General features: G+C 72.2%; 18 protein-coding genes and 1 tRNA gene. 15 read left to right on the forward strand and 4 right to left on the reverse strand.

What is annotated here, in order from left to right; all coding sequences use genetic code 11:
- Positions 1-594: 594 nt before the first annotated feature.
- The 11 genes from rpoB (at position 595) to ACFVVX_RS26255 (ending at position 16,481) form a co-directional block, all read left to right on the forward strand.
- A complete protein-coding gene (gene rpoB, locus ACFVVX_RS26205; RefSeq protein ID WP_387949072.1) occupies positions 595-4,071 on the forward strand; it encodes a DNA-directed RNA polymerase subunit beta in 3,477 nt (1,158 codons plus the stop codon).
- Between the two features lie 101 nt (positions 4,072-4,172).
- The gene (locus tag ACFVVX_RS26210) at positions 4,173-8,066 is read left to right on the forward strand and encodes a DNA-directed RNA polymerase subunit beta' (RefSeq protein ID WP_387949073.1); all 3,894 of its coding nucleotides are present in this window, start codon (positions 4,173-4,175) and stop codon (positions 8,064-8,066) included.
- A gap of 181 nt (positions 8,067-8,247) precedes the next feature.
- A tRNA-Met gene (locus ACFVVX_RS26215) sits at positions 8,248-8,321 on the forward strand.
- A gap of 168 nt (positions 8,322-8,489) precedes the next feature.
- Complete coding sequence (locus ACFVVX_RS26220) at positions 8,490-9,158, forward strand: DUF4097 family beta strand repeat-containing protein (protein WP_387949074.1); 669 nt, start codon at positions 8,490-8,492, stop codon at positions 9,156-9,158.
- A gap of 73 nt (positions 9,159-9,231) precedes the next feature.
- Positions 9,232-10,437: a sensor histidine kinase gene (locus tag ACFVVX_RS26225; protein WP_387949075.1), complete on the forward strand. Its 1,206-nt coding sequence runs from the start codon at positions 9,232-9,234 to the stop codon at positions 10,435-10,437.
- On the forward strand, positions 10,434-11,123 hold the full coding sequence (locus ACFVVX_RS26230) for a response regulator (RefSeq protein WP_387949076.1): 690 nt from the start codon (positions 10,434-10,436) through the stop codon (positions 11,121-11,123). The genes ACFVVX_RS26225 and ACFVVX_RS26230 overlap by 4 nt, the downstream gene beginning before the upstream one ends.
- Positions 11,124-11,269: 146 nt before the next feature.
- The gene (locus ACFVVX_RS26235; RefSeq protein WP_387949077.1) at positions 11,270-11,878 is read left to right on the forward strand and encodes a hypothetical protein; all 609 of its coding nucleotides are present in this window, start codon (positions 11,270-11,272) and stop codon (positions 11,876-11,878) included.
- An 84-nt stretch (positions 11,879-11,962) separates the two neighbouring features.
- On the forward strand, positions 11,963-12,703 hold the full coding sequence (locus tag ACFVVX_RS26240; RefSeq protein ID WP_387949078.1) for an NAD-dependent deacetylase: 741 nt from the start codon (positions 11,963-11,965) through the stop codon (positions 12,701-12,703).
- Positions 12,704-12,814: 111 nt separating this feature from the next.
- Positions 12,815-14,029 carry a cytochrome P450 gene (locus ACFVVX_RS26245; protein ID WP_387949079.1) on the forward strand — a complete coding sequence of 405 codons (1,215 nt, stop codon included), beginning with the start codon at positions 12,815-12,817 and terminating at the stop codon, positions 14,027-14,029.
- Positions 14,030-14,065: 36 nt separating this feature from the next.
- Positions 14,066-15,064 (forward strand): ADP-ribosylglycohydrolase family protein, encoded by a 999-nt coding sequence (locus ACFVVX_RS26250; protein ID WP_387949080.1) that lies wholly within the window; start codon positions 14,066-14,068, stop codon positions 15,062-15,064.
- 67 nt (positions 15,065-15,131) lie between these two features.
- A complete protein-coding gene (locus tag ACFVVX_RS26255) occupies positions 15,132-16,481 on the forward strand; it encodes a serpin family protein (protein ID WP_387949081.1) in 1,350 nt (449 codons plus the stop codon).
- A gap of 10 nt (positions 16,482-16,491) precedes the next feature.
- Here ACFVVX_RS26255 and ACFVVX_RS26260 read toward each other — a convergent pair whose 3' ends face one another.
- The 4 genes from ACFVVX_RS26260 to ACFVVX_RS26275 form a co-directional block, all read right to left on the reverse strand.
- The gene (locus tag ACFVVX_RS26260) at positions 16,492-17,589 is read right to left on the reverse strand and encodes an ADP-ribosylglycohydrolase family protein (protein ID WP_387949082.1); all 1,098 of its coding nucleotides are present in this window, start codon (positions 17,587-17,589) and stop codon (positions 16,492-16,494) included.
- 107 nt (positions 17,590-17,696) lie between these two features.
- The gene (locus ACFVVX_RS26265; RefSeq protein WP_387949083.1) at positions 17,697-19,016 is read right to left on the reverse strand and encodes a DUF2786 domain-containing protein; all 1,320 of its coding nucleotides are present in this window, start codon (positions 19,014-19,016) and stop codon (positions 17,697-17,699) included.
- Between the two features lie 123 nt (positions 19,017-19,139).
- Positions 19,140-20,762, reverse strand: coding sequence for a transporter (locus ACFVVX_RS26270; RefSeq protein ID WP_387949084.1), 1,623 nt, complete (start codon positions 20,760-20,762; stop codon positions 19,140-19,142).
- Positions 20,759-21,565, reverse strand: coding sequence for an ABC transporter ATP-binding protein (locus ACFVVX_RS26275; RefSeq protein WP_387949085.1), 807 nt, complete (start codon positions 21,563-21,565; stop codon positions 20,759-20,761). Before ACFVVX_RS26275 ends, ACFVVX_RS26270 begins: the two co-directional genes overlap by 4 nt.
- Positions 21,566-21,793: 228 nt before the next feature.
- Here ACFVVX_RS26275 and ACFVVX_RS26280 point away from each other — a divergent pair, with 228 nt between their 5' ends.
- The 4 genes from ACFVVX_RS26280 (at position 21,794) to rpsL (ending at position 26,680) form a co-directional block, all read left to right on the forward strand.
- Complete coding sequence (locus ACFVVX_RS26280) at positions 21,794-22,390, forward strand: DUF1707 and DUF4190 domain-containing protein (RefSeq protein ID WP_387949086.1); 597 nt, start codon at positions 21,794-21,796, stop codon at positions 22,388-22,390.
- A gap of 215 nt (positions 22,391-22,605) precedes the next feature.
- Complete coding sequence (locus ACFVVX_RS26285) at positions 22,606-24,255, forward strand: hypothetical protein (protein WP_387949087.1); 1,650 nt, start codon at positions 22,606-22,608, stop codon at positions 24,253-24,255.
- 79 nt (positions 24,256-24,334) lie between these two features.
- Positions 24,335-25,918 carry a DUF2142 domain-containing protein gene (locus ACFVVX_RS26290; protein ID WP_387949088.1) on the forward strand — a complete coding sequence of 528 codons (1,584 nt, stop codon included), beginning with the start codon at positions 24,335-24,337 and terminating at the stop codon, positions 25,916-25,918.
- Positions 25,919-26,308: 390 nt separating this feature from the next.
- The gene (rpsL, locus tag ACFVVX_RS26295; RefSeq protein WP_014144289.1) at positions 26,309-26,680 is read left to right on the forward strand and encodes a 30S ribosomal protein S12; all 372 of its coding nucleotides are present in this window, start codon (positions 26,309-26,311) and stop codon (positions 26,678-26,680) included.

Genomic DNA, 26,680 nt, shown 5'->3' on the forward strand with positions numbered 1-26,680 from the left:
CGATCACCCTTGCGGGTGGTCGGCCCGGCCTTTTCGCGTACCCGGCCCCAGGCGGGCGCGCAGACCCGCCACCACCGGTGTGGCCGAGAGGGCACTCGGCACTGTCGGTGCGGACGGGTATGGTGATCGCTGTCATCGAGAGTGGCCCCCACCACGGCTTCTGTAACGCCGGGGGCTCCTCGGCCGATAGACAGGTCGAGGCCCGCGCCGGAGGCGGGCCCTTGACGAACCAGGCGCGGCGCGCGATTCTCAAGGCGCGAGTCCGCCCGGTTGGTTTGCTTCTGGATGCATAACCAGTGGCTCCGGCGGGAAGTGACTCCACGTGAGTTGTGGGGGCCCGGCATCGTCCGGGCGAGTGCAGTACCCGGTGGGCGTACGCGTCCGCCGGCTACCGGGAGGAGTCTCCGATTCGGTTTCCGAATCAGAGCTGGACAGCAGTGTGCCGTTTGGCTACACTGTCCCTTTGCGCTGCCTGTTAGCTGCTCCGTGACTCGTCGCCCGGAGCGTGCACTGCCCTGACCTGGGAGTTCTCCCTCGGCAAGGCCCGGCCGGTACGCGCGTAGTGAGCTCCGAGCCCTCGGAAGGACCCCCCTCTTGGCCGCGCCGCGCAACGCCTCGAACAATTCCGCCGCATCCACCGCCCCGCTCCGCGTCTCGTTCGCGAAGATCAAGGAGCCCCTCGAGGTACCCAACCTCCTGGCCCTGCAGACCGAGAGCTTTGACTGGCTGCTCGGCAACGCGGCCTGGAAGTCCCGGGTCGAGGCGGCCCTGGAGAGTGGTCAGGACGTCCCCACGAAGTCCGGTCTGGAGGAGATCTTCGAGGAGATCTCCCCGATCGAGGACTTCAGCGGGTCGATGTCGCTGACCTTCCGCGACCACCGTTTCGAGCCGCCGAAGAACTCCATTGACGAGTGCAAGGACCGCGACTTCACGTTCGCGGCCCCGCTCTTCGTCACGGCCGAGTTCACCAACAACGAGACCGGTGAGATCAAGTCTCAGACGGTCTTCATGGGCGACTTCCCGCTCATGACCCACAAGGGCACGTTCGTGATCAACGGCACCGAGCGTGTCGTCGTGTCGCAGCTCGTCCGCTCCCCGGGTGTGTACTTCGACTCCACCCTGGACAAGGTGTCCGACAAGGACATCTACTCCTGCAAGGTCATCCCCTCGCGTGGTGCCTGGCTGGAGATGGAGATCGACAAGCGCGACATGGTCGGCGTCCGCATCGACCGCAAGCGCAAGCAGTCCGTCACCGTGCTGCTGAAGGCTCTCGGCTGGACCAACGAGATGATTCTCGAGGAGTTCGGCGAGTACGAGTCGATGCGCGCCACCCTGGAGAAGGACCACACCCAGGGCCAGGACGACGCGCTGCTCGACATCTACCGCAAGCTGCGCCCCGGCGAGCCGCCGACCCGTGAGGCCGCGCAGACGCTGCTCGAGAACCTCTACTTCAACCCGAAGCGCTACGACCTCGCGAAGGTCGGTCGCTACAAGGTCAACCGCAAGCTGGGCAACGCCGAGTCGCTGGATTCCGGCGTGCTCACCGAGCCCGACATCATCGGTGCGATCAAGTACCTGGTGAAGCTGCACGCGGGCGAGACCGAGTGGCAGGACGGCGCCGGCCGCGACATCGTGGTCGAGGTCGACGACATCGACCACTTCGGCAACCGCCGCCTGCGCAACGTCGGCGAGCTCATCCAGAACCAGGTCCGTACGGGTCTCGCCCGTATGGAGCGCGTCGTGCGCGAGCGCATGACGACCCAGGACGTCGAGGCGATCACGCCGCAGACCCTGATCAACATCCGGCCGGTCGTCGCCTCCATCAAGGAGTTCTTCGGCACCAGCCAGCTGTCGCAGTTCATGGACCAGACGAACCCGCTGTCGGGCCTGACCCACAAGCGCCGTCTGTCCGCACTCGGTCCCGGCGGTCTCTCCCGTGAGCGCGCCGGCTTCGAGGTCCGTGACGTGCACCCCTCGCACTACGGCCGCATGTGTCCGATCGAGACCCCGGAAGGCCCGAACATCGGTCTGATCGGGTCGCTGGCCTCGTACGGCCGGGTCAACGCCTTCGGCTTCATCGAGACCCCGTACCGCAAGGTCGTCGACGGTGCCGTGACCGAGCAGGTCGACTACCTCACCGCCGACGAGGAGGACCGCTACGTCATCGCGCAGGCCAACGCCCCGCTGACGCCGGAGCTGACCTTCGCCGAGCCGCGTGTCCTGGTCCGCCGCCGTGGCGGCGAGATCGACTACATCCCGGGCACCGAGATCGACTACATGGACGTCTCGCCGCGCCAGATGGTGTCGGTCGCGACCGCCATGATCCCGTTCCTCGAGCACGACGACGCCAACCGCGCGCTCATGGGCTCGAACATGATGCGCCAGGCGGTGCCGCTGCTGAAGAGCGAGGCCCCGCTGGTCGGCACCGGCATGGAGTACCGCTGCGCGGTCGACGCCGCCGACGTGATCACCGCCGAGAAGTCGGGCGTGGTCCAGGAGGTCTCGGCCGACTACGTCACCGTGGCCAACGACGACGGCACCTACACCACGTACCGGGCCGCCAAGTTCACCCGCTCCAACCAGGGCACCGCCTTCAACCAGAAGGTGCTCGTGGACGAGGGCTCCCGGGTCGAGGTCAACCAGGTGCTGGCCGACGGCCCCTGCACCGACTCCGGCGAGATGGCCCTCGGCAAGAACCTGCTCGTGGCGTTCATGTCGTGGGAGGGTCACAACTACGAGGACGCGATCATCCTGTCGCAGCGCCTCGTGCAGGACGACGTCCTCTCCTCGATCCACATCGAGGAGCACGAGGTCGACGCCCGTGACACCAAGCTCGGCCCCGAGGAGATCACCCGGGACATCCCGAACGTCTCCGAGGAGGTCCTCGCGGACCTCGACGAGCGCGGCATCATCCGGATCGGCGCCGACGTCGTCACCGGCGACATCCTGGTCGGCAAGGTCACGCCCAAGGGCGAGACCGAGCTCACCCCGGAGGAGCGCCTGCTCCGCGCGATCTTCGGTGAGAAGGCCCGTGAGGTCCGCGACACCTCGCTGAAGGTGCCGCACGGTGAGTCCGGCAAGGTCATCGGCGTCCGCGTCTTCGACCGCGAAGAGGGCGACGAGCTGCCCCCGGGCGTGAACCAGCTGGTCCGCGTCTACGTGGCCCAGAAGCGCAAGATCACCAACGGTGACAAGCTCGCCGGCCGCCACGGCAACAAGGGCGTCATCTCGAAGATCCTGCCGGTCGAGGACATGCCGTTCCTGGAGGACGGCACCCCGGTCGACATCATCCTCAACCCGCTGGGTGTCCCGTCCCGAATGAACCCCGGGCAGGTCCTGGAGATTCACCTCGGGTGGCTCGCCAAGCAGGGCTGGGACGTCTCCGGCCTCGCCGACGAGTGGGCCCAGCGCCTGCAGGCGATCGGCGCCGACACCGTCCAGGGCGGCACCAACCTCGCCACCCCGGTCTTCGACGGCGCCCGCGAGGACGAGATCACCGGCCTGCTGGACAACACCACCCTCACCCGTGACGGTGAGCGCCTGGTGAACTCCACCGGCAAGGCCCGGCTGTTCGACGGCCGCTCCGGTGAGCCGTTCCCGATGCCGGTCTCGGTCGGCTACATGTACATCCTCAAGCTGCACCACCTGGTCGACGACAAGCTGCACGCCCGCTCGACCGGCCCGTACTCGATGATCACCCAGCAGCCGCTCGGTGGTAAGGCGCAGTTCGGTGGTCAGCGCTTCGGTGAGATGGAGGTGTGGGCCCTTGAGGCGTACGGCGCGGCCTACGCGCTGCAGGAGCTGCTCACCATCAAGTCCGACGACGTGCTCGGCCGCGTGAAGGTCTACGAGGCCATCGTCAAGGGCGAGAACATCCCCGAGCCCGGCATTCCCGAGTCCTTCAAGGTTCTCATCAAGGAAATGCAGTCGCTCTGCCTCAACGTGGAGGTGCTGTCCTCGGACGGCCAGTCCATCGAGATGCGGGACTCCGACGAGGACGTGTTCCGCGCCGCCGAGGAGCTCGGCATCGACCTGTCCCGGCGCGAGCCGAGCAGCGTCGAAGAGGTCTGACGGAGGTTGGGCCGGCTGCCCGCTGAGCAGCCGGCCCGCCCCCAGGCCCCCCTCAGACCACATGAACGACTCTCGACTTACGAAAGAGGGCTTGACGACCAGTGCTTGACGTCAACTTCTTCGACGAGCTCCGCATCGGCCTGGCCACCGCCGACGACATCCGCCAGTGGTCGCACGGCGAGGTCAAGAAGCCGGAGACCATCAACTACCGCACCCTGAAGCCGGAAAAGGACGGGCTCTTCTGCGAGAAGATCTTCGGCCCCACCCGGGACTGGGAGTGCTACTGCGGTAAGTACAAGCGCGTCCGCTTCAAGGGCATCATCTGTGAGCGCTGCGGCGTCGAGGTGACCCGCGCCAAGGTGCGCCGTGAGCGGATGGGCCACATCGAGCTGGCCGCCCCGGTCACCCACATCTGGTACTTCAAGGGTGTCCCGTCCCGCCTGGGCTACCTGCTCGACCTGGCGCCGAAGGACCTCGAGAAGGTCATCTACTTCGCCGCCTACATGATCACCTGGGTGGACGACGAGCGCCGCCAGCGCGACCTCCCGTCCCTGGAGGCGCACGTCTCGGTCGAGCGCCAGCAGATCGAGAACCGCCGCGACTCCGACCTCGAAGGCCGTGCCAAGAAGGCCGAGACCGACCTGGCCGAGCTGGAGGCCGAGGGCGCCAAGGCCGACGTGCGCCGCAAGGTGCGCGAGGGTGCCGAGCGCGAGATGAAGCAGCTGCGCGACCGCGCGCAGCGCGAGCTCGACCGCCTCGACGAGGTGTGGGCCCGCTTCAAGAACCTCAAGGTCCAGGACCTCGAGGGCGACGAGCTGCTCTACCGCGAGCTGCGCGACCGCTTCGGCACCTACTTCTCCGGCTCGATGGGCGCGGCGGCCCTCAAGGACCGCCTCGAGACCTTCGACCTGGCGGAGGAGTCCGAGCGTCTGCGCGAGATCATCCGCACCGGCAAGGGCCAGAAGAAGACCCGTGCGCTCAAGCGCCTCAAGGTCGTCTCCGCGTTCCTGCAGACCACCAACAAGCCCAACGGCATGGTGCTGGACTGCGTCCCGGTCATCCCGCCGGACCTGCGTCCGATGGTGCAGCTGGACGGTGGCCGCTTCGCGACCTCCGACCTGAACGACCTGTACCGCCGCGTCATCAACCGCAACAACCGCCTGAAGCGGCTTCTCGACCTCGGCGCGCCCGAGATCATCGTGAACAACGAGAAGCGCATGCTCCAGGAGGCCGTCGACGCGCTGTTCGACAACGGCCGCCGCGGCCGTCCGGTCACCGGTCCGGGCAACCGCCCGCTGAAGTCCCTCAGCGACATGCTGAAGGGCAAGCAGGGTCGTTTCCGCCAGAACCTGCTCGGCAAGCGAGTCGACTACTCGGCCCGTTCGGTCATCGTCGTCGGCCCGCAGCTCAAGCTGCACCAGTGCGGTCTGCCGAAGGCCATGGCGCTGGAGCTCTTCAAGCCGTTCGTGATGAAGCGCCTGGTCGACCTGAACCACGCGCAGAACATCAAGTCGGCCAAGCGCATGGTCGAGCGCGCCCGCCCGGTCGTGTGGGACGTGCTCGAAGAGGTCATCGCCGAGCACCCGGTCCTGCTGAACCGTGCACCCACCCTGCACCGCCTCGGCATCCAGGCCTTCGAGCCGCAGCTGGTCGAGGGCAAGGCCATCCAGATCCACCCGCTCGTCTGCACCGCGTTCAACGCGGACTTCGACGGTGACCAGATGGCCGTCCACCTGCCGCTCTCCGCGGAGGCGCAGGCCGAGGCCCGCATCCTGATGCTGTCCTCGAACAACATCCTGAAGCCGGCCGACGGTCGCCCCGTCACCATGCCGACCCAGGACATGGTGCTGGGTCTGTTCTTCCTGACCTCGGACCGTGAGAACGTCAAGGGCGCCGGCCGCTCCTTCTCCTCGACCGCCGAGGCCGTCATGGCCTTCGACGCCAAGGAGCTGGACGTCCAGGCCGTCATCGACGTCCGCCTGCCGATCGGCACCGTCCCGCCCCGCGGCTGGACCCCGCCGGTCGACGAGGACGGTCAGTCGGCCTGGTTCGAGGGCGAGTCCTTCCGCCTGCGCACCACCCTGGGCCGCGCGCTCTTCAACGAGCTGCTGCCCGAGGACTACCCGTTCGTCGACTACGAGGTGGGCAAGAAGCAGCTCTCCGCGATCGTCAACGACCTGGCGGAGCGCTACCCCAAGGTCGTCGTCGCGGCGACCCTGGACAACCTGAAGGCGTCCGGTTTCCACTGGGCGACCCGCTCGGGTGTCACCGTCTCGATCTCGGACGTCGTCGTCCCGCCGCAGAAGGCCCAGATCCTCGAGGGCTACGAAGCGCAGGCCGAGAAGATCCAGAAGCAGTACGAGCGCGGTCTGATCACCAACGACGAGCGCAAGCAGGAGCTCATCGGCATCTGGACCCGGGCGACCAACGAGGTCGCCGAGGCGATGAACGCCAACTTCGAGAAGACCAACCCCATCTTCATGATGGTGGACTCGGGCGCTCGAGGAAACATGATGCAGATGCGTCAGATCGCCGGTATGCGTGGTCTGGTGTCCAACGCGAAGAACGAGACGATCGCCCGTCCCATCAAGGCGTCGTTCCGTGAGGGCCTCACCGTTCTCGAGTACTTCATCTCGACCCACGGTGCCCGTAAGGGTCTGGCCGACACCGCTCTGCGTACCGCCGACTCCGGCTACCTCACCCGTCGTCTGGTCGACGTCTCGCAGGACGTCATCATTCGCGAGGAGGACTGCGGCACCGAGCGCGGCCTGAAGCTCGCCATCGGCACCGTGGGTGCGGACGGCGTGCTGCGCAAGACGGACGACGTCGAGACCAGCGTCTACGCCCGCATGCTCGCCGAGGACATCACGGTGGACGGCAAGCTCCTTGCCACCGCCAACACCGACCTCGGTGACGTGCTGATCGACGAGCTGATCCGCCACGGCATCAGCGAGGTCAAGACCCGCTCGATCCTGACCTGTGAGTCGGCCGTCGGCACCTGTGCCTTCTGCTACGGCCGTTCGCTGGCCACCGGCAAGCTGGTCGACATCGGTGAGGCGGTCGGCATCATCGCCGCCCAGTCCATCGGTGAGCCCGGTACCCAGCTGACCATGCGTACCTTCCACACCGGTGGTGTGGCGGGTGACGACATCACCCAGGGTCTGCCGCGTGTCGTCGAGCTCTTCGAGGCCCGTACCCCCAAGGGTGTGGCCCCGATCTCGGAGGCGCAGGGCCGGGTCCGCATCGAGGACACCGAGAAGACCCGCAAGCTGGTCGTCACGCCGGACGACGGCACCGACGAGATCGCCTACCCGGTCTCGAAGCGTGTGAAGCTGCTCGTCAGCGAGGGCGAGGCGGTCGAGGTCGGCCAGAAGCTGACCATGGGTGCCACCAACCCGCACGACGTGCTGCGGATCATGGGCCAGCGTGCCGTCCAGATCCACCTGGTCGCCGAGGTCCAGAAGGTCTACAACTCGCAGGGCGTGTCGATCCACGACAAGCACATCGAGATCATCATCCGGCAGATGCTCCGCCGCGTGACGATCATCGAGTCGGGCGACGCCGAGCTGCTCCCGGGCGAGCTCGTCGAGCGCGGCCGCTTCGAGACCGAGAACCGTCGCGTGGTCTCCGAGGGCGGTCACCCCGCCTCCGGCCGTCCGCAGCTGATGGGTATCACCAAGGCCTCGCTGGCCACCGAGTCCTGGCTGTCGGCCGCCTCCTTCCAGGAGACGACCCGGGTCCTGACCGACGCGGCGATCCACGCCAAGTCGGACCCGCTGCTGGGCCTCAAGGAGAACGTCATCCTCGGTAAGCTCATCCCGGCCGGTACGGGTCTGCCCCGCTACCGCAACATCCGGGTCGAGCCGACCGAGGAGGCCAAGGCCGCGATGTACTCGGCCGTCGGCTACGACGACTACGACCTGTCGCCCTTCGGCGCCGGCTCCGGCCAGGCGGTCCCGCTGGACGACTACGACTACGGCCCGTACACCGGCTGAGATCAAGGTCACAGATCGCAGGGCGGTCACCCCTCAGGGGGTGGCCGCCCTGCGGCGTTCCCGGCCGGTCTGCCTTTCCGCCGTTCCGCGGGCCTTCTGCCTGGATTTGTGGGGGTTTTCGAGGGCGGAGGGGAATCGATTAGGTTCCCCGGCCATCGTCGCGTAGAGTCGTGTTCACCGACGCGGGGTGGAGCAGCTCGGTAGCTCGCTGGGCTCATAACCCAGAGGTCGCAGGTTCAAATCCTGTCCCCGCTACAAAGAGAAGGGCCCGGAGGCTTCAAGCCTCCGGGCCCTTCGCTGTTGTCCGGGCAGCTCCCCCGCGCGGGGGAGAGGGGGAGACCGCCCGGGCGGGGGAGGCGGGGGCGGGCCCCGGCGGGGGAGTCTCCTGGCGTCGGACAACGGATGACGCGGAGGGAGCCGGACATGAAGCGGGCACTGGGGGCGATGGCCATCACCGGGGCGGTACTGGTCGGCATGTCGGGATGCCTGCTGGACGACGAGCAGCGCCGGGACGTCGGGTACGGGGTGGCCGAGCCGGTGCGGGTGCTGGTGGTCGAGGGGCACACGGGCGGGGTCACCGTCCGCGGCGGCGGGGACGCGGTGCGGGTCACCGAGCACCAGAACTACAAGGGCGCCGCGCCGCGCAGCAGCCACGAGGTCAGGGACGGCACGCTCACGCTGACCTACGACTGCGAGGACTGCGGGATCGGCTACGAGGTGGACGTGCCGGCCGGGACGCAGGTGCGGATCGGCTCGGAGACCGGCGGGGTGCGCCTGAGCGGGCTGGCCGGCCAGGTGGAGGCGAAGGCCGGCACCGGCGGGGTGGAGGCGACCGGGCTGACCTCGCGGGTGGTCCGGCTGACCACCGGGACGGGCGGGATCGAGGCCTCGTTCGCGACCGCCCCGGACACCGTGGAGGCGCGGGCGGAGACCGGCGGGGTCACGGTGCGGGTACCGGCGGGGGAGGCGTACGCGGTGGACGCCGGGGCGGGCACGGGCGGGGTGTCGGTGGAGGTGCCCCGCAAGCCCGGCGCGGCGCGCAGCATCACGGCGCGCACGGAGACCGGTGGAGTGACGGTCGGCAGTGCGTGAGCGGGCCGTACCGGTGGAACTGCCGGTAGGGCATGATCTTCTCCGCGGGGGCGGCCTCCCCGGGTTCGGGGGGATGGTGGACGAGGACCTGTTCGCGCGGCGGCGGGCCTGGCGGGCCCGGTTCGCCGGGGTGAGCCCGTACCTGCTGGACGGCCTGCTGGCGCTCGGCTCCGCGGCGGTCTCGCTCTGGTCGGTCTACCACGACGACGGCGGCTGGGCCTGGTGGGTGTACCTGCTGGCACTCGGGACGGCGGTGCCGCTGCCCTGGCGGCGGCGGGCACCGATGACGGTGCTGGCGGTCAGCGGCGGGGTGTCGGCGGCGCTCTCGGTGGTGGCCCACCCGGTGATGCCGCAGCTGCCGCTGTACGCGGTGATCACCCTCTACACGGTGGCCGACCGGGCGCGGGACTCCCACCGGTGGGCCGTGCTGGCCGTGGTGGTGGCCGCCAACGTGGTGGGCACCCGCTCGCCGAACGGCATGCTGTTCTCGCTGCTGACCTCGGTCGGCGCGTTCGTCTTCGGCTCGCTGGTGCGGGAGCTGCGGCGGCTGGCGCAGGTGGAGACCGAGCGGGCCCGGGAGGCCGGGCAGCGGGCCGCCAGCGACGCGGCGCGCGCGGTGGCGCAGGAGCGGGCCAGGATCGCCCGGGAGATGCACGACATCCTGGCGCACGCCGTCTCGCTGATGGTGATCCAGGCGGAGGCCGGGCCGCTGGTGGTGCACCGCGACCCGGAACGGGCGGTCAAGGCCTTCGACACCATCGCCGACTCGGGCCGCGACGCCATGGTGCAGCTGCGCCGGGTGCTCGGGGTGCTGAAGGAGGAGGGCGCGGCGCCGGAGCTGGCGCCGCAGCCGCGGCTGGCCGAGCTCACGGGCCTGGTCGGGCGGGTGCGGCGGGCGGGGCTGCGGGTGGAGCTCCAACTGGCCGAGGAGGGCGCCGGGTGGCCGGCCGACGTGGAGGCGGCGGCCTTCCGGATCGTGCAGGAGGCGCTGACCAACACCGTCAAGCACTCCGGCGCGGACCTTGCGACGGTACGGGTGGTCCGGGCGGGGGAGGTGCTGGAGGTGGTGGTGTCCGACAACGGGCACGGGGTGCGCCGGCGGGCGGACCGCGCGGTGAGCGACTGGTCCGGCGGGCGGGGGCTGGTCGGCATCCGGGAGCGGGCCGCCGCCTGCGGGGGCCGGGCCGAGGCCGGGCCCGGACCGGAGGGCAGGGGTTTCCTGGTGAGTGCCCGGCTGCCGTTGGGCGCGGCCGGTCTGGCGGAGGAGGTGGGCGGATGACGCCGATACGGGTGGTCGTGGCGGACGACCAGGAGCTGGTGCGGGCCGGGTTCGGGATGATCCTGGACGCCCAGCCGGACATCGAGGTGGTCGCGGAGGCCTGCGACGGGGTCGAGGCGATCGAGGCGGTCCGGGTGCACGGCCCGGACGTGCTGCTGCTGGACGTCCGGATGCCCGTGATGGACGGCCTGGAGGCGGCCCGCCGGGTGTGCGCGGAGTACCCGGCCACGAAGGTGATCATGCTGACCACCTTCGACATCGACGACTACGTCTTCGACGCGCTGTACGCGGGGGCCAGCGGGTTCCTGCTGAAGGACGTCCGGCGGGACGACCTGGCGCACGGCGTGCGGATGGTGGCCTCGGGGGAGGCGCTGCTGGCGCCCTCGGTGACGCGCCGGCTGATCGGCGAGTTCGCCGCCCGGCGGCCGGGCGGCGCGGGGCAGGGCGCCCAGTCGGTACGGGCGCCGTCCCGGCTGCTGGAGCAGCTGACGGCGCGGGAGCAGGAGACGCTGCGGCTGCTGGCGCGCGGGCTGTCCAACGCGGAGATCGCCGCCGAGCTGGTGGTCAGCGAGCACACGGTGAAGACGCACGTCAGCAATGTGCTGGCCAAGCTCGGGCTGCGCGACCGGGTGCACGCGGTGGTGTTCGCGTACGAGGCGGGCGCGGTGGTGGCGGGGGAGGGCTGAGGGGGCGGGGGCCGGGGGGGCTGGGGGCCGGGGGCTCCCCCGTGCGGGGGAGGGCGGTACTTCGCCGGTGCGGGCGATCCGCGATGAGGGCGTCGGTGGACAGGATCTGTGCTGTCGCAACGGCCCCGCAGAGCAGGAGAGAGCCCATGAGCACCTCGCAGACCAGCCGCCTCACCCCGTACGCCGTCGCCGGCGCCCCCGCTCTGATGGCGCTGTACGGCGGGATCCGGCTGCTGGACGGCTCCCGGGAGCCCGGCGCCGGATGGCTGGTCGGCCACTCCCTGATGCTGGTGGGGCTGCTGCTGTTCGCCCCGATCGTCGCCGCGCTGCGGCGGCTGCTCGCACCGCGCGGTGCGGCCGGCCGGATCGCGGCCGGGGCGGCCACCGGCGCGGCCTTCGCGGGCCTGGCGGCCTCGGTGGTGCAGATCGGGATCGACCTGTACGTCGGGGCGGTGGCCGTCGACAAGGCCGACCAGCACCGGCTGTTCGACGTGGTCCAGAGCAAGCCGGGCGTGCTGCCGGCCTTCTACTCGGTGGGCCCGCTGCTGTTCTACGTCGGCCTGCTGGCGCTGCTGGTCGCCGCCTCGGTCGGGCCGGCGCGCACGCTGCGCTGGTGGAGCCCGGCGCTGGTGCTGCTCGGCACCGCCCTGACGGCGGCCGACCTGGCCATGATCGCGCCGGCCGCCGTGCTGTACCTGGTGGCGCTGGCCCCGCTGACCGGGTTCCGCGGCGCCGGGCGGCCCGCGCTGGCCTGACCCGCGCAGGGCCGGGTCGGCGGTGCGGCGGGCCCCCGGAATTCCGGTGGCGGCCCGGGCGGCCGGGCCCGTACCGTCCGGGGCATGAACGCCAAGCGCCCGCTGATCGCCGTCCTCACCGGTGCCGGGATCTCCACCGACTCCGGCATCCCCGACTACCGAGGCCCGAACGGCCTCTGGCAGCGCGATCCGCAGGCCCAGCAGCTGGTCACCCTCGGCCCGTACCTGGCCGACCCGGACGTCCGCCGACGGGCCTGGCTGATGCGCCGGGACGCGGGCGCGCTGGCCGCGGAGCCGAACGCGGGCCACCTGGCGCTGGTGGAGCTGGAGCGCGCCGGCCTGCCGGTACGGGTGCTCACCCAGAACGTGGACGGACTGCACCAGCGGGCCGGCCTGCCCGACCGCAAGGTGCTCGAACTGCACGGCACCGCACGGGAGGTGCAGTGTGTGGACTGCCGGGTGCGCGGCGGGATGGAGAAGGTGCTGGAGCGGGTGGCGGCCGGCGAGCCGGACCCGGCCTGCCGGGAGTGCGGGGGCGTGCTGAAGCCCTGCACGGTGATGTTCGGCGAGGCCCTCGACCCGGTGGTGCTGGAGCGGGCCGACGCCATCGCGAAGGCCTGCGACCTGTTCGTCGCGGTCGGGACCAGCCTGCAGGTCTACCCGGTGGCCGCGCTGCCGCAGATCGCGCGGGAGTCCGGGGCCCGGCTGGTCGTGGTGAACGGCGAGCCCACGCCGTTCGACGAGGTGGCGGACGAGGTGGTCCGGGAGCCGATCTCCACGGCGCTGCCGGCCCTGGTGCGCAGGCTGCTCGCCGAGCAGGGCTGAACCGGGGCGGTGGGGGCGGAAGGGACCGGACCGGGCGGGGCCCACCCCGGACAGGCCGCGTGCGTACGATGATCGCTCCGGCTCCCCCTCACGGCCTGGAGTGATCGATCGATGACGACGACGGCGAAGTTCGACCCCTGGTCGGCGGAGTTCGTGGCCCACCCGTACGACGCGTACGCCGAGCTGCGCGAGCACGCGCCCGTGACCTACTACGAGCCGACCGGCCAGTGGCTGGTCTCGCGGCACGAGGACGTCAGCGCGCTGCTGCGGGACCGCCGGCTCGGCCGGACCTACACCCACCGCTTCAGCCACGAGGAGTTCGGCCGGCCCGCGCCCGACCCGGCGCACGAGCCCTTCCACACCCTCAACGACAACGGGCTGCTCGACCTGGAGGCCCCCGACCACACCCGGATCCGCCGGCTGGTCTCCAAGGCCTTCACCCCGCGCATGGTCGAAGGGCTGCGGCCGACCGTCCGGCGGCTGGCCGGAGAGCTCGTCGACGGACTGCTCGCGGCCGGCGGCGGCGACCTGATCGGCGCCGTCGCCGAGCCGCTGCCGGTCGCGGTGATCGCCGAGATGCTCGGCGTCCCGGAGGCCGACCGGCACCTGCTGCGCCCGTGGTCCGCCGACATCACCGGCATGTTCGAGCTCAACCCCGGCGAGGAGACCGCCCGTCGGGCCGTCACGGCCAGCATCGAGTTCTCCGACTACCTGCGGGCCCTCGTCCGGGAGCGCCGGACGGCCCCCGGCGACGACCTGATCAGCGCGCTCATCCAGGCCCAGGAGGGCTCGGACGCGCTCAGCGAGCAGGAGCTGGTCTCCACCTGCGTCCTGCTGCTCAACGCCGGCCACGAGGCGACCGTCAACACCACCGGCAACGGCTGGTGGGCCCTGTTCCGCAACCCGGGCGAACTCGCCCGGCTGCGCGGCTCGGTGGACGCGCTGCTGCCCACCGCCGTCGAGGAGCTGATGCGCTGGGACACCCCGCTGCAGATGTTCGAACGCTGGGTCCTGGAGGACGTCGAGGTACGCGGCGTCACCATCCCGCGCGGCTCCGAGATCGCCCTGCTGTTCGGCTCCGCCAACCGCGACCCGGCCCGGTTCGCCGACCCCGACCGGCTCGACCTCGGCCGCGCGGACAACCCGCACATCACCTTCGGCGCCGGAATCCACTTCTGTCTGGGCGCCCCGCTCGCCAGACTGGAGCTCACCGAGTCCTACGGCGCACTGCTGCGCCGGGCGCCGGGCCTACGGCTGGTCCGTGAGCCCGAGTGGCGCCCGGGGTACGTGATCCGGGGACTGGAGGAGCTGCGGGTCGAGGTCTGAGAAGGTCCGAGAAGGACCGAGAAGGGGGAGCGGGACATGGGCAAGGCGACGGGGGCACTGCTGGGGCTGGCGATCGGGGACGCGCTCGGCCGGCTGACCGAGTTCCGGACGATCGAGATGATCGCCGCGTACGACCCGGACTGGCGTCGACTCCCCCTGCCGGAGAACGCGATGGTCACCGACGACACCCAGATGACGCTCGCCCTCGGACGCGCCCTGCGCACCGCCCTGGAGAGCGGCCCGCTCGGCCCGCTGAGCCTGGAGGGCCCGCTGCGCGAGGAGTTCGTCGACTGGTGGCGCTCGCCGGAGAACAACCGCGCCCCCGGCGTTACCTGTATGAGCTCCTGCGCGCGGCTCAGCACGCCCGGGCGGCGCTGGCAGGAGGCCAGCGACGTCGGCTCCAAGGGCTGCGGCGCCAACATGCGGGTCGCCCCGATCGGCCTGGTCAAGGAGTTGACACCGCGCCAGCTCTCCGGCGCGGCGCAGCTGCAGTCCGCCCTCACCCACGGCCACCCGACCGCGCTGGCGGCCAGCGACCTCACCGCGTACGCCGTCCGCAAGCTCTCCGAGGGACTGCCGCCGGCCGGGCTGCCCGCGGTACTGCGGGCGTACGCGCTGGCGAGCCGCACCCGCTACGACGAGGTCTGGCTGGGCGACCTCGCGGCGCACGCGCAGGACCCGGGGCCGGAGGCGTTCGTCGCCCGCGGCTGGGCGGACTGCCTGGGCGTGCTCGACCGGCTGGACGCGGCACTGGCCGCGCCCGACGTCGAGGCGGACCCGTGCCTGGCCACCGGCGAGGGCTGGATCGCCGAGGAGGCCCTCGCCACCAGTCTGCTCTGCTTCCTGCTGTTCCCGGACGACCCGGTCGCGGCCGTCCGCCGGGCCGCGTACTCCTCCGGCGACTCCGACTCGATCGCCTGCCTGGCCGGCGCCTTCGCCGGCGCCCGGCACGGCGGGGCGGCCTGGCCGGAGGCCTGGGTGGAGCGGATCGAGTACCGGGACGAGCTGCTCGCCCTCGGCGCGCTCTGGGACTGAGCCTCCGGGCGCGGCGGCCTCGCGGGCCGCGGCGGAACCTCCCGGGCCCCGGCCGCGTCGAACCGCCATGACCAGCCGAACCCGCCGGACCCGCCGGGCCAGCCGCGGCCGCCGCCCCTCGCTCCCGTTCCTCGCCGCCGCGCTCGCCGCACTGCTGCTCACCGCCACCGCCACCGCCTGCGGCGGGGGAGCCGACCGGCAGGCCGTGGTCCTGCGGGCCTCCGCGCCCGCCACCCCGGCCCCCGTCGACCCCGCCCAGGTCGCCGCGACCGCCGACGCCACCAACGCCTTCGGCCTGGACCTGCTGCACACCCTCACCGCCGCGCCCGACCGGGCCGGGCACAACCTCGTGCTGTCCCCGTCCGGTCTGGCCACCGTGCTCGCGATGGTCCTGCCCGGCGCCCGCGGCGCCACGGCGGCGGAACTCGCCAGGGCCCTGCACACCGACCTCACCCCGCAGCAGTACGCCCTCGCCACCGGCGCCCTCGACCGCCGGGTCCCGGCCACCGGCGGCCTGACCCTGCGCCAGTCCGACGACCTCTGGGTCCAGCAGGGATTCCCGCTCGACCAGCAGTACCTGGCGACCCTCGCCGCCGCCTTCGACACCGGCGTCCACACCACCGACTTCCGCAAGGACGCCGAGGGCTCCCGGCGGACCGTCAACGCCGCGGTGGAGAAGGAGACCGAGGGCCGGATCAAGGATCTCTTCGGTGAGCGGGCGATCGACTCCACCACCCGTCTGGTCCTCACCGACGCGCTCCACCTGAAGGCCGACTGGGCCGCGCCGTTCCAGCACGGGAGCACCTCCGACCGGCCGTTCCACCGCCTCGACGGCTCCGCCCCGGCGGTCGCCACGATGAGCCGGACCGGCGTGCTCCGCTACGCCGAGGGCTCCGGCGGCATCCTCGGCGAGCCCTGGCAGGCCGTCGAACTGCCCTACGCGGGCGGCACGCTGGCGATGGACCTGGTGGTGCCCGCGCAGGGCGGCTTCGAGGCCTTCCGCAAGGGCCTGGACCAGGCGCAGCTCGCCCTGGTGCTCGGCTCGCTGGCCGACCGCGGGGTCGACCTGGCGGTACCGCGCTTCCACTTCGACGCCGCCGCCGACCTGGTGCCCGCCCTGCGCGCGCTCGGCGTCTCGGCCGCCTTCGACGCGGCCGACTTCGGCGGCATCCCCGGGCCGGGGGCGCAGGAGCCCCTGGCGATCGGCGCGGTGGTGCAGAAGGCCACCGTCCAGGTGGACGAGCAGGGCACGGTGGCCGCGGCCGGCAGCGGCGTGGGCATGGTGGCGGCCGGCGCGGCCGCCCCGCAGGAGGCCGTCCAGCTGCACATCGACCGGCCGTTCCTGTTCCTGATCCGGGACACCGCCAACGGGCGCCCGCTGTTCCTCGGCCAGGTCACCGACCCGCAGGCGGGCTGAGCAGGCGGGGCTACCAGGCGGGGTAGCGGCCGCCGAGCGCCGGATGGGCGGGCTCGCGGCTGCCGAACAGCACCAGCAGGTCGTCCGCGACCCGCAGCAGCGTCTCCCCGCCCTCCACCGCCTCGGTCCAGTCCGCCGGCAGGGCCGAGGCCCCGTACGCGGCGCCGACCAGGTTGCCGCAGACCGCGCCCGTGGAGTCGCTGTCCCCGGAGTGGTTCACCGACAGCAGCAGCGCCTCCCGCGCCGGGTCCGGCCCGGAGGCGGCCAGCAGGCAGTACACCGCGATGGCCAGGCACTCCTCGGCGATCCAGCCGAGCCCGACCCGCTCCACCGCCTCCGCCGACGGCTCGCTCGCCTCGGCCACCCGCACCGCCCGGTGCAGCGCCTGGACGGTCTCCTTGCCGCCCGGCCACTCGCCGACCTGGTCGACGGTCTGCCCGACCGCCGTCCACGGCTCCGTGCCGTCCGCCAGCCGCTCGACCAGCGAGGCGAACGCGCCCGCCGCCAGATAGCCGGTCGGGTGCCCGTGCGTCAGCTGCGCGCACTGCGCGGCCAGCCCGAAGGACTGCTCGACGCCCAGCCGGCCCAGCCCGAACGGCGCCGAGCGCATCACCGTGCCGCACCCCTTGGAGTGCGCGTTGATCGGACCGGGCTGCCCGAACGCGGCCGGCGCCTCGAACTCCCGGTGCTCCGACACCCCGCTCATGCAGGCGTTGCCCGGTGCCCGCCGCGCGTACAGGAAGGGGTGCCGCAGCAGCCAGCCGTCGTACGGGCGGGGGAGCGGCCGACGGCTCGGCGCGCCCTGCTGCTGGGTGAGCAGCCAGCGCTGGTAGGCACCGTGGACGGCCTCCGGCACCGACCCGCCGTCGCCCGACCAGCCGCGGACGAAGCCGCGGATCAGCCCCTCGGCGGTGAACAGGGTCATCTGGGTGTCGTCGGTGACCTCGGCGACCCGGCCGCCGGTCGGCAGCCCGGTCACCCCCGCCGGGCCGTGCTGCCCCCGGATCTGGTACAGCTGCTGGAACTCCACCGGCCAGCCCAGGGCGTCTCCGATCCCGCCGCCGAGCAGTGCCCCGCGTACCCGGTCCGCGTACCCAGGCTCCGTCACCGTTGCTCCCCCTTGTTCGTAACGCTGTCCGTTGTATCAGGCCCGCCTCGCGGGCCCCGCCCGGTCGGACCGCAGCCGGGGCCCGGCGCCCTCACAGGACAGGACACCTAGGAACGGATCTCGCCGGCCCGGCCGTGCAGGGCGGCCCGGTCGGCGGCCGCGCGGCCGGCCGCCCAGCCCTCGCCGTCGCTCACCCGGACCCGCTGCGAGACCAGCTTCGGGAACATCCGCCCGACCTCCTGGTCCACCGCCTCGGCACGCGCCAGCAGGACCGGCAGCAGCCGCTCGTCGGGCGTCAGCTGCTCCTCGGTGCCGTCCTCGCGCAGGTGCCGGCCGGCCGCCGCGTCGCTGGTGGCCTGCTCGGTGGCGGCGGTGAGCCGCTCGCGGATCCGCGCCGCGTACGCCACCAGGAAGGACTGCCGGAACGCCTTGGTGCGGGAGGCGCCGTCCAGGTGCTGGCGCGAGCCGGCCTTGTGCATCGCCGCCGTCGCCTGCACCAGCAGCGAGGTGTACAGCAGTTCGACGCCGTCCAGGTCCCCGTCGAAGCCGACGATGGTGCAGAAGCCGAACTCCTTCGCCCACACCACCCGGCAGCGGTTGGCCGCCGCCACCGCGTCCAGCAGCATCGTCTTCGGGCTCTCGTAGGGGTTGTCCACCCCGATCCGCAGCGCCGCCGGGGCGTTGCGGTCCGCTGCGCCGACGGCCAGCAGGGCCTCGTCGATGCTGTGCTGGGCCATCAGCTGCTGGGCCTTGGCGGTCAGCGCCTCGGCCTCCTCCGGGTACTCGGTGGACTCGGCCTTCGCCAGCAGCGCCCGGATCCGCGACAGCATCCGCGGCTCGCCCGGCACCGGGCCGCTCTGCTGCCGGGCCACCCGGGGCCCGCCCCCGGCCAGGCCCTGCCCGGGCGCCGGGCCGACCGGTGAGATCGGGGGCAGCCGGCCCCAGGTCCGCAGCAGCTCCAGTGCGGCGGTCGCCAGCGCGAAGCGGTCCAGCCGGTGCCGGTGGGCGAAGGCGGCGAGGTAGGCCTCGTCGCCCTGCCACCACACCTCGACCTCCAGCTCGCGCAGCTGCTCCAGCCAGCGGCGGTCCGGCGCGGCCGCCGCGTGGCGACGGCCCTCGGCGGCGATCAGGTCCACCGCGAGCGCCAGGTGCACCGGCTTCAGCTCCCGCCGCACCACCCGCACCAGGTCGGCCGGGCGCCACCCCGCCGACCAGCACCGGCCCACCGCGGTGTCCGCGTGCCCGAGCAGCGCCCGGCTCACGGCCGGCCACTGCGCGACCGAGGCGGCCAGCAGCGAGGCCCCGGTGTCCAGCGCGAGGTCGAGCCGGTCCTCGGGGGCGACCAGCACCGCCGCCACCGCCTGCTCCAGTAGCGGTCCGGCGCCCCCGTCGGCCCGGTCGCCGCCCTGCTGCCTGCGCTTGCCCACGGTGTGTCCCGTTCCTCGTCGCGTCCGCCCGATGGATCGGAACGGTCTCCCGCCCATGATGCCGGAGCGCCCGGCCCCACCGGTGGGACCGGGCGCTGCGGCATCACGGGCCGGGCCGGGGCCTCAGCGCTCGACGGCCTTGGCGAGGATCTCCGGTGTCCGCTCCAGCAGCCGGCCGGCGGCCAGCCGGATGCCGAGGACGGCGATCAGCGCGCCGTACGGCGGGCCGACCAGCAGGACGGGCCAGCCCGGTCCGTCCGTCGCCAGCGCCCACAGCACCAGGCCGCCGACCGGCAGGCCGAGCACCGCGGCGCCGACCATCGAACCCATGCTGTTGAGGATCACCAGCCCGCTCTGGCCGGGCGCGGCGTTGCGCATCGGGTTGCTGTCGGAGGGCATCGTGTACGGCGCCAGCACGCTGAGCACCGCGCCGACCGCGAGGCCGCAGCCGAGCAGGGCCAGCGCCAGGCCGAGCGCGGGTGCCAGGCCCGCCCAGTCGCCGGTGACCGCGGCCAGCGAACCCGCCAGCAGTACCGTCACCGGCACGGCGTACGACAGCACCGCGTACGCCCGCCCGCGCAGCTCGTCCCGGGCGTCGGCCGGGGTGAGCAGGGTGGCCGCGACCATCCAGAACGCCGAACCGTCCATCCCGAACAGGTTGAGCATCTGCAGGCCGAGGAACATCCCGGTCATCGACACCAGGTAGACGCTCGCCCAGCCCTGGACCACCGACAGCACGCAGAGCACCAGGGTCATCCCGATACTGGTGAACACGGCGGTCTTGGCCCGCGGCTCGCGCCACGCGTACCGCAGGTGGCGCTGCATCACCGCGCCCACCCGCCCCTCGGGCAGGAAGCCCCAGCCGCGCGAGGCCTGCACACCGCGCGCCACCTCCAGGGTGGAGGCGTCCGCGGTGACCATCAGCTGCTGGAGGCTGCCCAGCCACCAGCGCAGCAGCAGCGCCAGCAGCACGGCCGCCGAGGCCAGCTGGAGCACGGCGAGTCCGTAGCTCCCCTCCCCGGCGGTGCGGGAGGCGTCCACGGCGCTGATCGGCGGCACCCAGCGCAGCACCGACGCGATCGGCGCCAGCGGGCTGAGGTCGAGGCCGTTCTCGCCGGGCTTGCCGAAGACGCTCTGCGAGCCGATGTTGGCGATCTGGACCAGCAGTGCGAAGAGCAGCCCGCCGAAGATCGCGAAGTCCTTGCCGCGCCGACTGGACAGCAGCCGGGCGTTGCCCGCCGCGACCGAGCGCGACAGCGCCACCAGGGAGACCACCGCGAGCGGCACGCCGACCACCGCGGCCACCGCCGACCCCGCGCCGTCCGCGCCCGCCAGCGCCGCGCCGGTGGCCAGCACCAGCGTCACCAGCGGGCCGGGGCCGAGCAGCGCGGCCAGCAGCGAGCCGCGCAGCAGCGGGCCGGGCCGCAGCGGCAGCATGGTGAGCCGGGTCGGGTCGGAGCTCTCGTCGCTGGAGAAGAGGAAGAGCGGCAGCGCGGCCCAGCCGATGGTCAGGACGCCGACCAGCATCACGCCCGCGTCCCCGGCGCCCTCGAAGCGCCCCAGGAAGGCGAAGGCCACCGCGATCCCGCCGGCGAACAGCAGGCCCAGCACACTGCCGACGACGTAGACCGCCGTCCGCCCGGGGCTGCGCCGCAGCCCGTTGCGCAGCAGCCGGAGCTTGAGCGAGACCAGGGTGCGGACGACGACCCGGCCGTCGGGGACGGCCGGACGGACCGGAGCGCTCACCGGTCGCCCCCGAGCCAGCCGAGGGCCTGGCCGTCGTCCTCGCGCACGCCGACCAGCTCCAGGAAGGCGGCGTGCAGGCTGCGCCCGCCGCGCACGGTGTCCAGCGGGCCCTGGGCGATCACCCGGCCGGCGTTGACCACCGCGACCCAGTCGCAGAGCTGCTCGACCAGCTCCATGACGTGGCTGGAGAAGACCACGGTGGAGCCGGCCGCCGCGTAGCGCTTGAGCACCCCGCGGATGGTCTGGGCGGAGACCGGGTCGACGCCCTCGAAGGGCTCGTCCAGGAACAGCACGTCGGGGTTGTGCAGCAGCGCGGAGGCCAGGCCGATCTTCTTGCGCATGCCGGTCGAGTAGTCGGCGACCAGCTTGTCGGCGTCGCCCAGCAGGTCCAGGACGGCCAGCAGCTCCTCGGCGCGGCGGTCCACCTCAGCGCCCGGCAGGCCGCGCAGCCGGCCGTTGTACTGGAGCAGCTCGCGCCCGCTGAGCCGCTCGAACATCCGCAGGCCCTCCGGCAGGATGCCGATCCGGGCCTTGACCGCGACCGGGTCGGCCCAGACGTCGGCGCCGTGCACCAGCACGGTGCCCTGGTCGGGCCGGAGCAGCCCGGTGACCATGGACAGCGTGGTGGTCTTGCCCGCGCCGTTGGGGCCGACCAGCCCGATGAACGCGCCGGCGGGCAGCTCCAGGCTCAGCCCGGCGACGGCGGCCTGGCTGCCGAAGTGCTTCCACAGCCCCTGGATGCTGACGGCGGCCGGGGCGCTGGGCACGGGGACGGGGGACGGCGGCGGCGCTGACGCCTGCATTGGCGGCCTACTCTGCTCGGTGGTACGAGGACGGACCGGCCCAGCCTCCCACCGCCCGGCCGGGCTGTCTCCCCTGGGGACGATCTTCGCCGTCCGGTCCGGCCGGGAAGGCCCGGAGCGTCGCCGCCACTCGCTCCGCAAAAGTGGCAACTACTCAGGACCCCCGTTCGTCCTGCACTATGAAGGCCAGTGAGCGCGCACGGCGTGCCGGGGTGTCGGAGGTGGCGGATGGCCGTTCAACCGTGGGGCGAGCAGGGCCCCGGTTGGGGTGGCCGACCGCCACAGGTCCCGGCCAAGCCGTACAACCAGCCGTGGCAGCCGGCGCACACCCCGCAGACCGCGATGCGGGCCGCCCACGCCGACCGCGAGCGCACCATCGACGTGCTGAAGGCCGCGTACGCCGAGGGCCGGCTCTCCGCCGACGAGTACGCCCAGCGCTTCGACGTGGCGAGCGCCGCGCAGACCTACGGCGAACTGGCCATGCTGGTCGCGGACCTGCCGTCCGGTCCGATGGTCGCCCCGATGGGTGCACCGATGGGTGCCCCGATGGGCGGTCCCGTTCCGCTCGTCCCGCCGACCTTCCTGCCCCCGCCGCCGCGCCGCACCAACGCGGCCGCGACGGCCTCCCTGGTCCTCGGAGTGCTGACCGTCCCGACCATGGGGCTGACCGGTGTACCCGCTGTGATCTGCGGACACATCGCCAAGAACCAGCTGGCCACCCGGAACGAGGAAGGGGACGGCATGGCCGTCACCGGCCTGGTCCTCGGCTGGCTCTCGGTCGCGGGCTGGGCCCTGATGCTCGCCGCGATCGTGTTCGCCCGCTGACCATCCAGCGCTGCGGCGGGCCGGACGGGCGGATCTCTGCGTGAACTCTTGTGCGGTCAGGCCTTAGGATTCCCGGAGCAGCTGCCCCGGACCCTCGCCGGGACCCCGCGCGTCCTGTGGCGGGCCCGTGACCCGGTGGGCAGCCCGTCGGAGTACCCACCAGCTGAGGGACCAGTCCAGTGACAGTCAGTGCCGAGGACACCAGAACGCCCTCCTTGACCGGGATCCGGTCCCGGCCGGCGGCGACGACCCGGCGCCACGGCTCCGGCCGCTCCTTCTGGACCTCCTCACCCGTCCTGCTGGCCGGCGAGGCGGTGACCGCCTTCCTGGCGGCCCTGGTCCTGCCGCTGCTGGCCCGCGGCTTCGACCTCAACCCGCTCAACCGGATCGCCCAGGTGAGCGGTCTCGCCGCACTCCAGCTGCGGTTCGCACTGATCGGCCTGTTCCTGCTCGCCGTGGTCGTCGTCGCGATGCGGCTGAGGGCCGGCCGCCACTTCGACCTAGCCGCCCGCTTCGCCAGCGCGGGCCTGGCCGGCCTCGCCAGCGGCTTCGTCGCGGCCGGCGCGGTCATCGCCCTGCTCGGCACCCCGTGGCCGATGTTCGGCCTCAACGGCGACAGCGGGCGGATAGTCGAATGGGCCCACGCGGTGGCCAACGGACAGCCCTCCGGCTCCCCCGTCTACCCGCCGCTGCCGCTCTACACCCTGGGCTACTACGCCGAGTGGTTCCACGGCGGCAACACCGCCTACGCCTTCAAGGACCTGCAGATACTCGGCGCGGCGGCGTTCGGCCCGCTGGTCTACCTGTCCTGGCGCACCCTGCTCAGCCCGGTGCGCGCGCTGGCCTTCGGCGTGCTGCCGGCCTTCGCACTGATCGACGCCTACAAGCCGTACAGCCAGACCGTGCTGGTCCTGCTGGTGCCGGTGCTGGTCGCGCTGGTGGTCGAGCTGCGCCGCAGCGGGACGGCCGCCTGGCGCCCCGTCCTGCTCAAGGCGGCCGCCTTCGGGGCGGTGCTGGGCGTGCTCTTCCTCACCTACTCCGGCTGGTTCCTGTGGAGCGCGGCGGGCGTCCTGGTCGCGGTGCTGCTCTACTTCCCCTGGCGGACCGGCCGGCTCAAGGGCCTGGCCTACCTCGGGACGACCGGCGCGGCCTTCCTGGCCGTCGCGGGGAGCTACCTGGTGACCATGCTGACGGAGGGCCAGGACACCAAGGACTTCAACTTCCGGTTCGACAACTTCGTCGACCCGGCGTACTTCCTGATGTGGCGCACCGACATGCCCGGCAAGGTGGGGGAGTGGCCGCTGCCCGGTGAGTTCGGCGGCATGGGGCTGTTCGCCGTGGTGATGTTCGTCTGCCTGGGCGCCGCACTCTGGCTGGGCCTGCGCAAGCCGCTGGTGGTCACCATATGCTGCATGTTCGCCAGCGCCTGGGTGATGCGGATGTACATCGCCTCGCACATGTACGAGACCCAGACCGTCCAGCTCTACACCCGCACCAACAACCAGATGCTCTACTGCGGCCTGATCCTGTGCGCCCTGGTCGCCCACCTGGTCTCGCTGCGGCTGGCGGAGCGCCGTGCCGGTACCGGCGAGCTCACCGCGGCCGGGTCCGCCACCGCGTCCGGCGAGGTCTTCCCGAACCTGCGGGCCGCGGTGGTCGGCACGCTCTTCGCCCTGCTGTTCCTGTTCGGCACGGTCTCCTCGTCGATGTCGGACCGCTACATGCCGGCCAAGGAGAACACCTACCGGATCCTGCCCTGGGTCTCGCACACCGTGCAGAAGCTCGACGGCAGCTGCCCGAAGTTCGCCCCCGACGGCGCGTGCACCAAGAACGGTGACCAGTCGTGGGAATCCCTGATCCGGTGACGGCCCTCCGGCGGGTCCCCCGGCGCGCACCCCGACCGACCTGAATCCCATCGAGGCCCAGCATCCGATGATCAACGTCATGAAGCGACTCGCCGACCGGCTCGCGACGACCCCCAGGCGCCTCTGGGCCGTGTCCTTCGCGCTGTTCCTGGCACTGGGAGCATCCTGGTCGGTGGCCACCCCGATCGGCGCCTCGCCGGACGAGCACGCACACCTGATCCGGGCCGCAGCCGTCGCCCGCGGCCAGATCGAGGGCCGCGAGGTGATGGTCCCGCACATGGTCGCCGGGATCGAGGGCCACTTCGCCGAGACCGGGGTGACGCTCCCGCGGTTCTACCAGGACCTCAAGGACGTCAACGCCTGCTACGTCTTCCAGTCCGAGAAGTCGGCCGCCTGCGCGCCCGCGCTGAAGGACGGCCAGGCCGACGTGCTGGTCACCACCGCGGCGGGCCGCTACAACCCGGCCTACTACCTGGCCGTCGGCTGGCCCAGCCTGCTGGTGTCCGGCGAGGCCGGGATCTACCTGATGCGCCTGATGTCGGCCGTGATCTGCGCCGCACTGCTGGCGAGCGCGGTGGTCTCGGCCGCCGAGTGGCGCCGCCGCTCGCTGCCGATGCTCGGCGTGCTGGCCTCGGCCACCCCGATGGCGCTGTTCATGGCCGGCATGGTCAACCCCAGCGGCCCGGAGATCGCGGCCGGCATCCTGGCCTGGAGCGCCGGGCTGCCGATACTCATGTCGCCCGAACCGACGCTGCTGACCCGCCGGCTGGCCCGGCTGGGCATCGGCGCGATCGTGCTGATCAGCATCCGTCCGCTGGGCCTGATCTGGTTCGCCGGAGCGGTGGTGTTCGCCCTGCTGCTGCAGGAACGCGGGGCCCTGCGCGAGGTGCTGCGCCGCCGTTCGGCCTGGCTCTGGGCCGCCGCCGTCGTCGCCGCCTCGGTCGCCGCGCTGCTCTGGTCCTCGGCGCACCCGGACAACTCCGTCATCCGCACGCCGGACACCCTCACCGCGCTGACCGCGGCCCGCAAGACCTTCGACAACACGTTCACCTACATCCAGCAGATGGTCGGCGTCTTCGGCTGGCTGGACACCGCTCCGCCGGCCGCCACGATCCTGCTGTGGGCCGGGATCGTGGTGATGCTGGGCCTGCTCGCGCTCTGCTTCGCCCGCCCCCGCGAGGTGCTGGCCATCGTCGGCGCCCTGATCGGCATCGTGATGATCCCGGTGGTGGCCCAGGCGATGCAGGCGAGCACGCTGGGGATGATCTGGCAGGGCCGCTACCTGCTGCCCTTCGCGGTGGGCCTGCCCATCATGGCCACGGTGATCTGCGCCCGGCAGTCGTGGCGGCCGGGGATGCCCTGGCGCCGGCTGCTGGTGCTGTCCTCGTTCACGCTCTCGGTCGCCAACGCGGCGGCCTTCGTCTGGGCGCTGCGCCGCAACACCGTGGGCACGACCGGGCCGTTCCTGATGCGCCCGGCGCTGTGGGCGCCGCCCGGCGGCTGGCCGCTCTGGGTGGTCGTGTACACCGCGGCGGCCCTGGTCCTGGCCCTGCTGGTGGTGGTGACCGACCGGGAGGACCCGGACGCCGCGCCCGCCGGGAAGGGCGCGCGCGAGCCGCGCGGCCGGCACCGCCCGCTCGCGGCGATACCGGCGGACGCGTAGGGTCGGGACTGCGGGCACCCGGGATGTGTGGTATGCGGAGCGGGAGCCGGGGAGATCCCCGGCCCGCTCCGGTCGCGCTTCCGTCACAACCGCCACGACCTGCGGCGTTACATTTGTTTTGACCGAGCCCGATGCGCTAGGTACGCTCTGACCTTGTGCCTGGGGTGTCCCCGGGTCCTTGTGCGTGCATGCACACCGGTCGCCGCGCCAAGCCGGAGCGCCTTTTCGGCGCGCCGCGCGTGAGCGCCGTCGCTGTACAGCAGCCCATGGGATTCCGTACCGGAATAAGCCCAACACACCCGACCGCGTGGGTCGACCACGGGGCCGTGTGCGATGGGAACACCGCAGGTTAGTTTCACCAAGCCTTGGCACACAGAAAACGGAGAAACGGTGCCTACGATCCAGCAGCTGGTCCGAAAGGGCCGGCAGGACAAGGTCGAGAAGAACAAGACTCCCGCGCTGAAGGGTTCCCCGCAGCGCCGTGGGGTCTGCACGCGTGTGTACACGACCACCCCGAAGAAGCCGAACTCGGCGCTTCGTAAGGTCGCCCGTGTGCGCCTCACCAGCGGGATCGAGGTCACCGCTTACATCCCGGGCGAGGGCCACAACCTGCAGGAGCACTCCATCGTGCTGGTGCGCGGTGGTCGTGTGAAGGACCTTCCTGGTGTCCGCTACAAGATCATCCGCGGTTCGCTTGACACCCAGGGTGTCAAGAACCGCAAGCAGGCTCGCAGCCGCTACGGCGCCAAGAAGGAGAAGTAA

This window comes from Kitasatospora sp. NPDC058170, from assembly GCF_042883905.1.
Lineage (GTDB): Bacteria > Actinomycetota > Actinomycetes > Streptomycetales > Streptomycetaceae > Kitasatospora.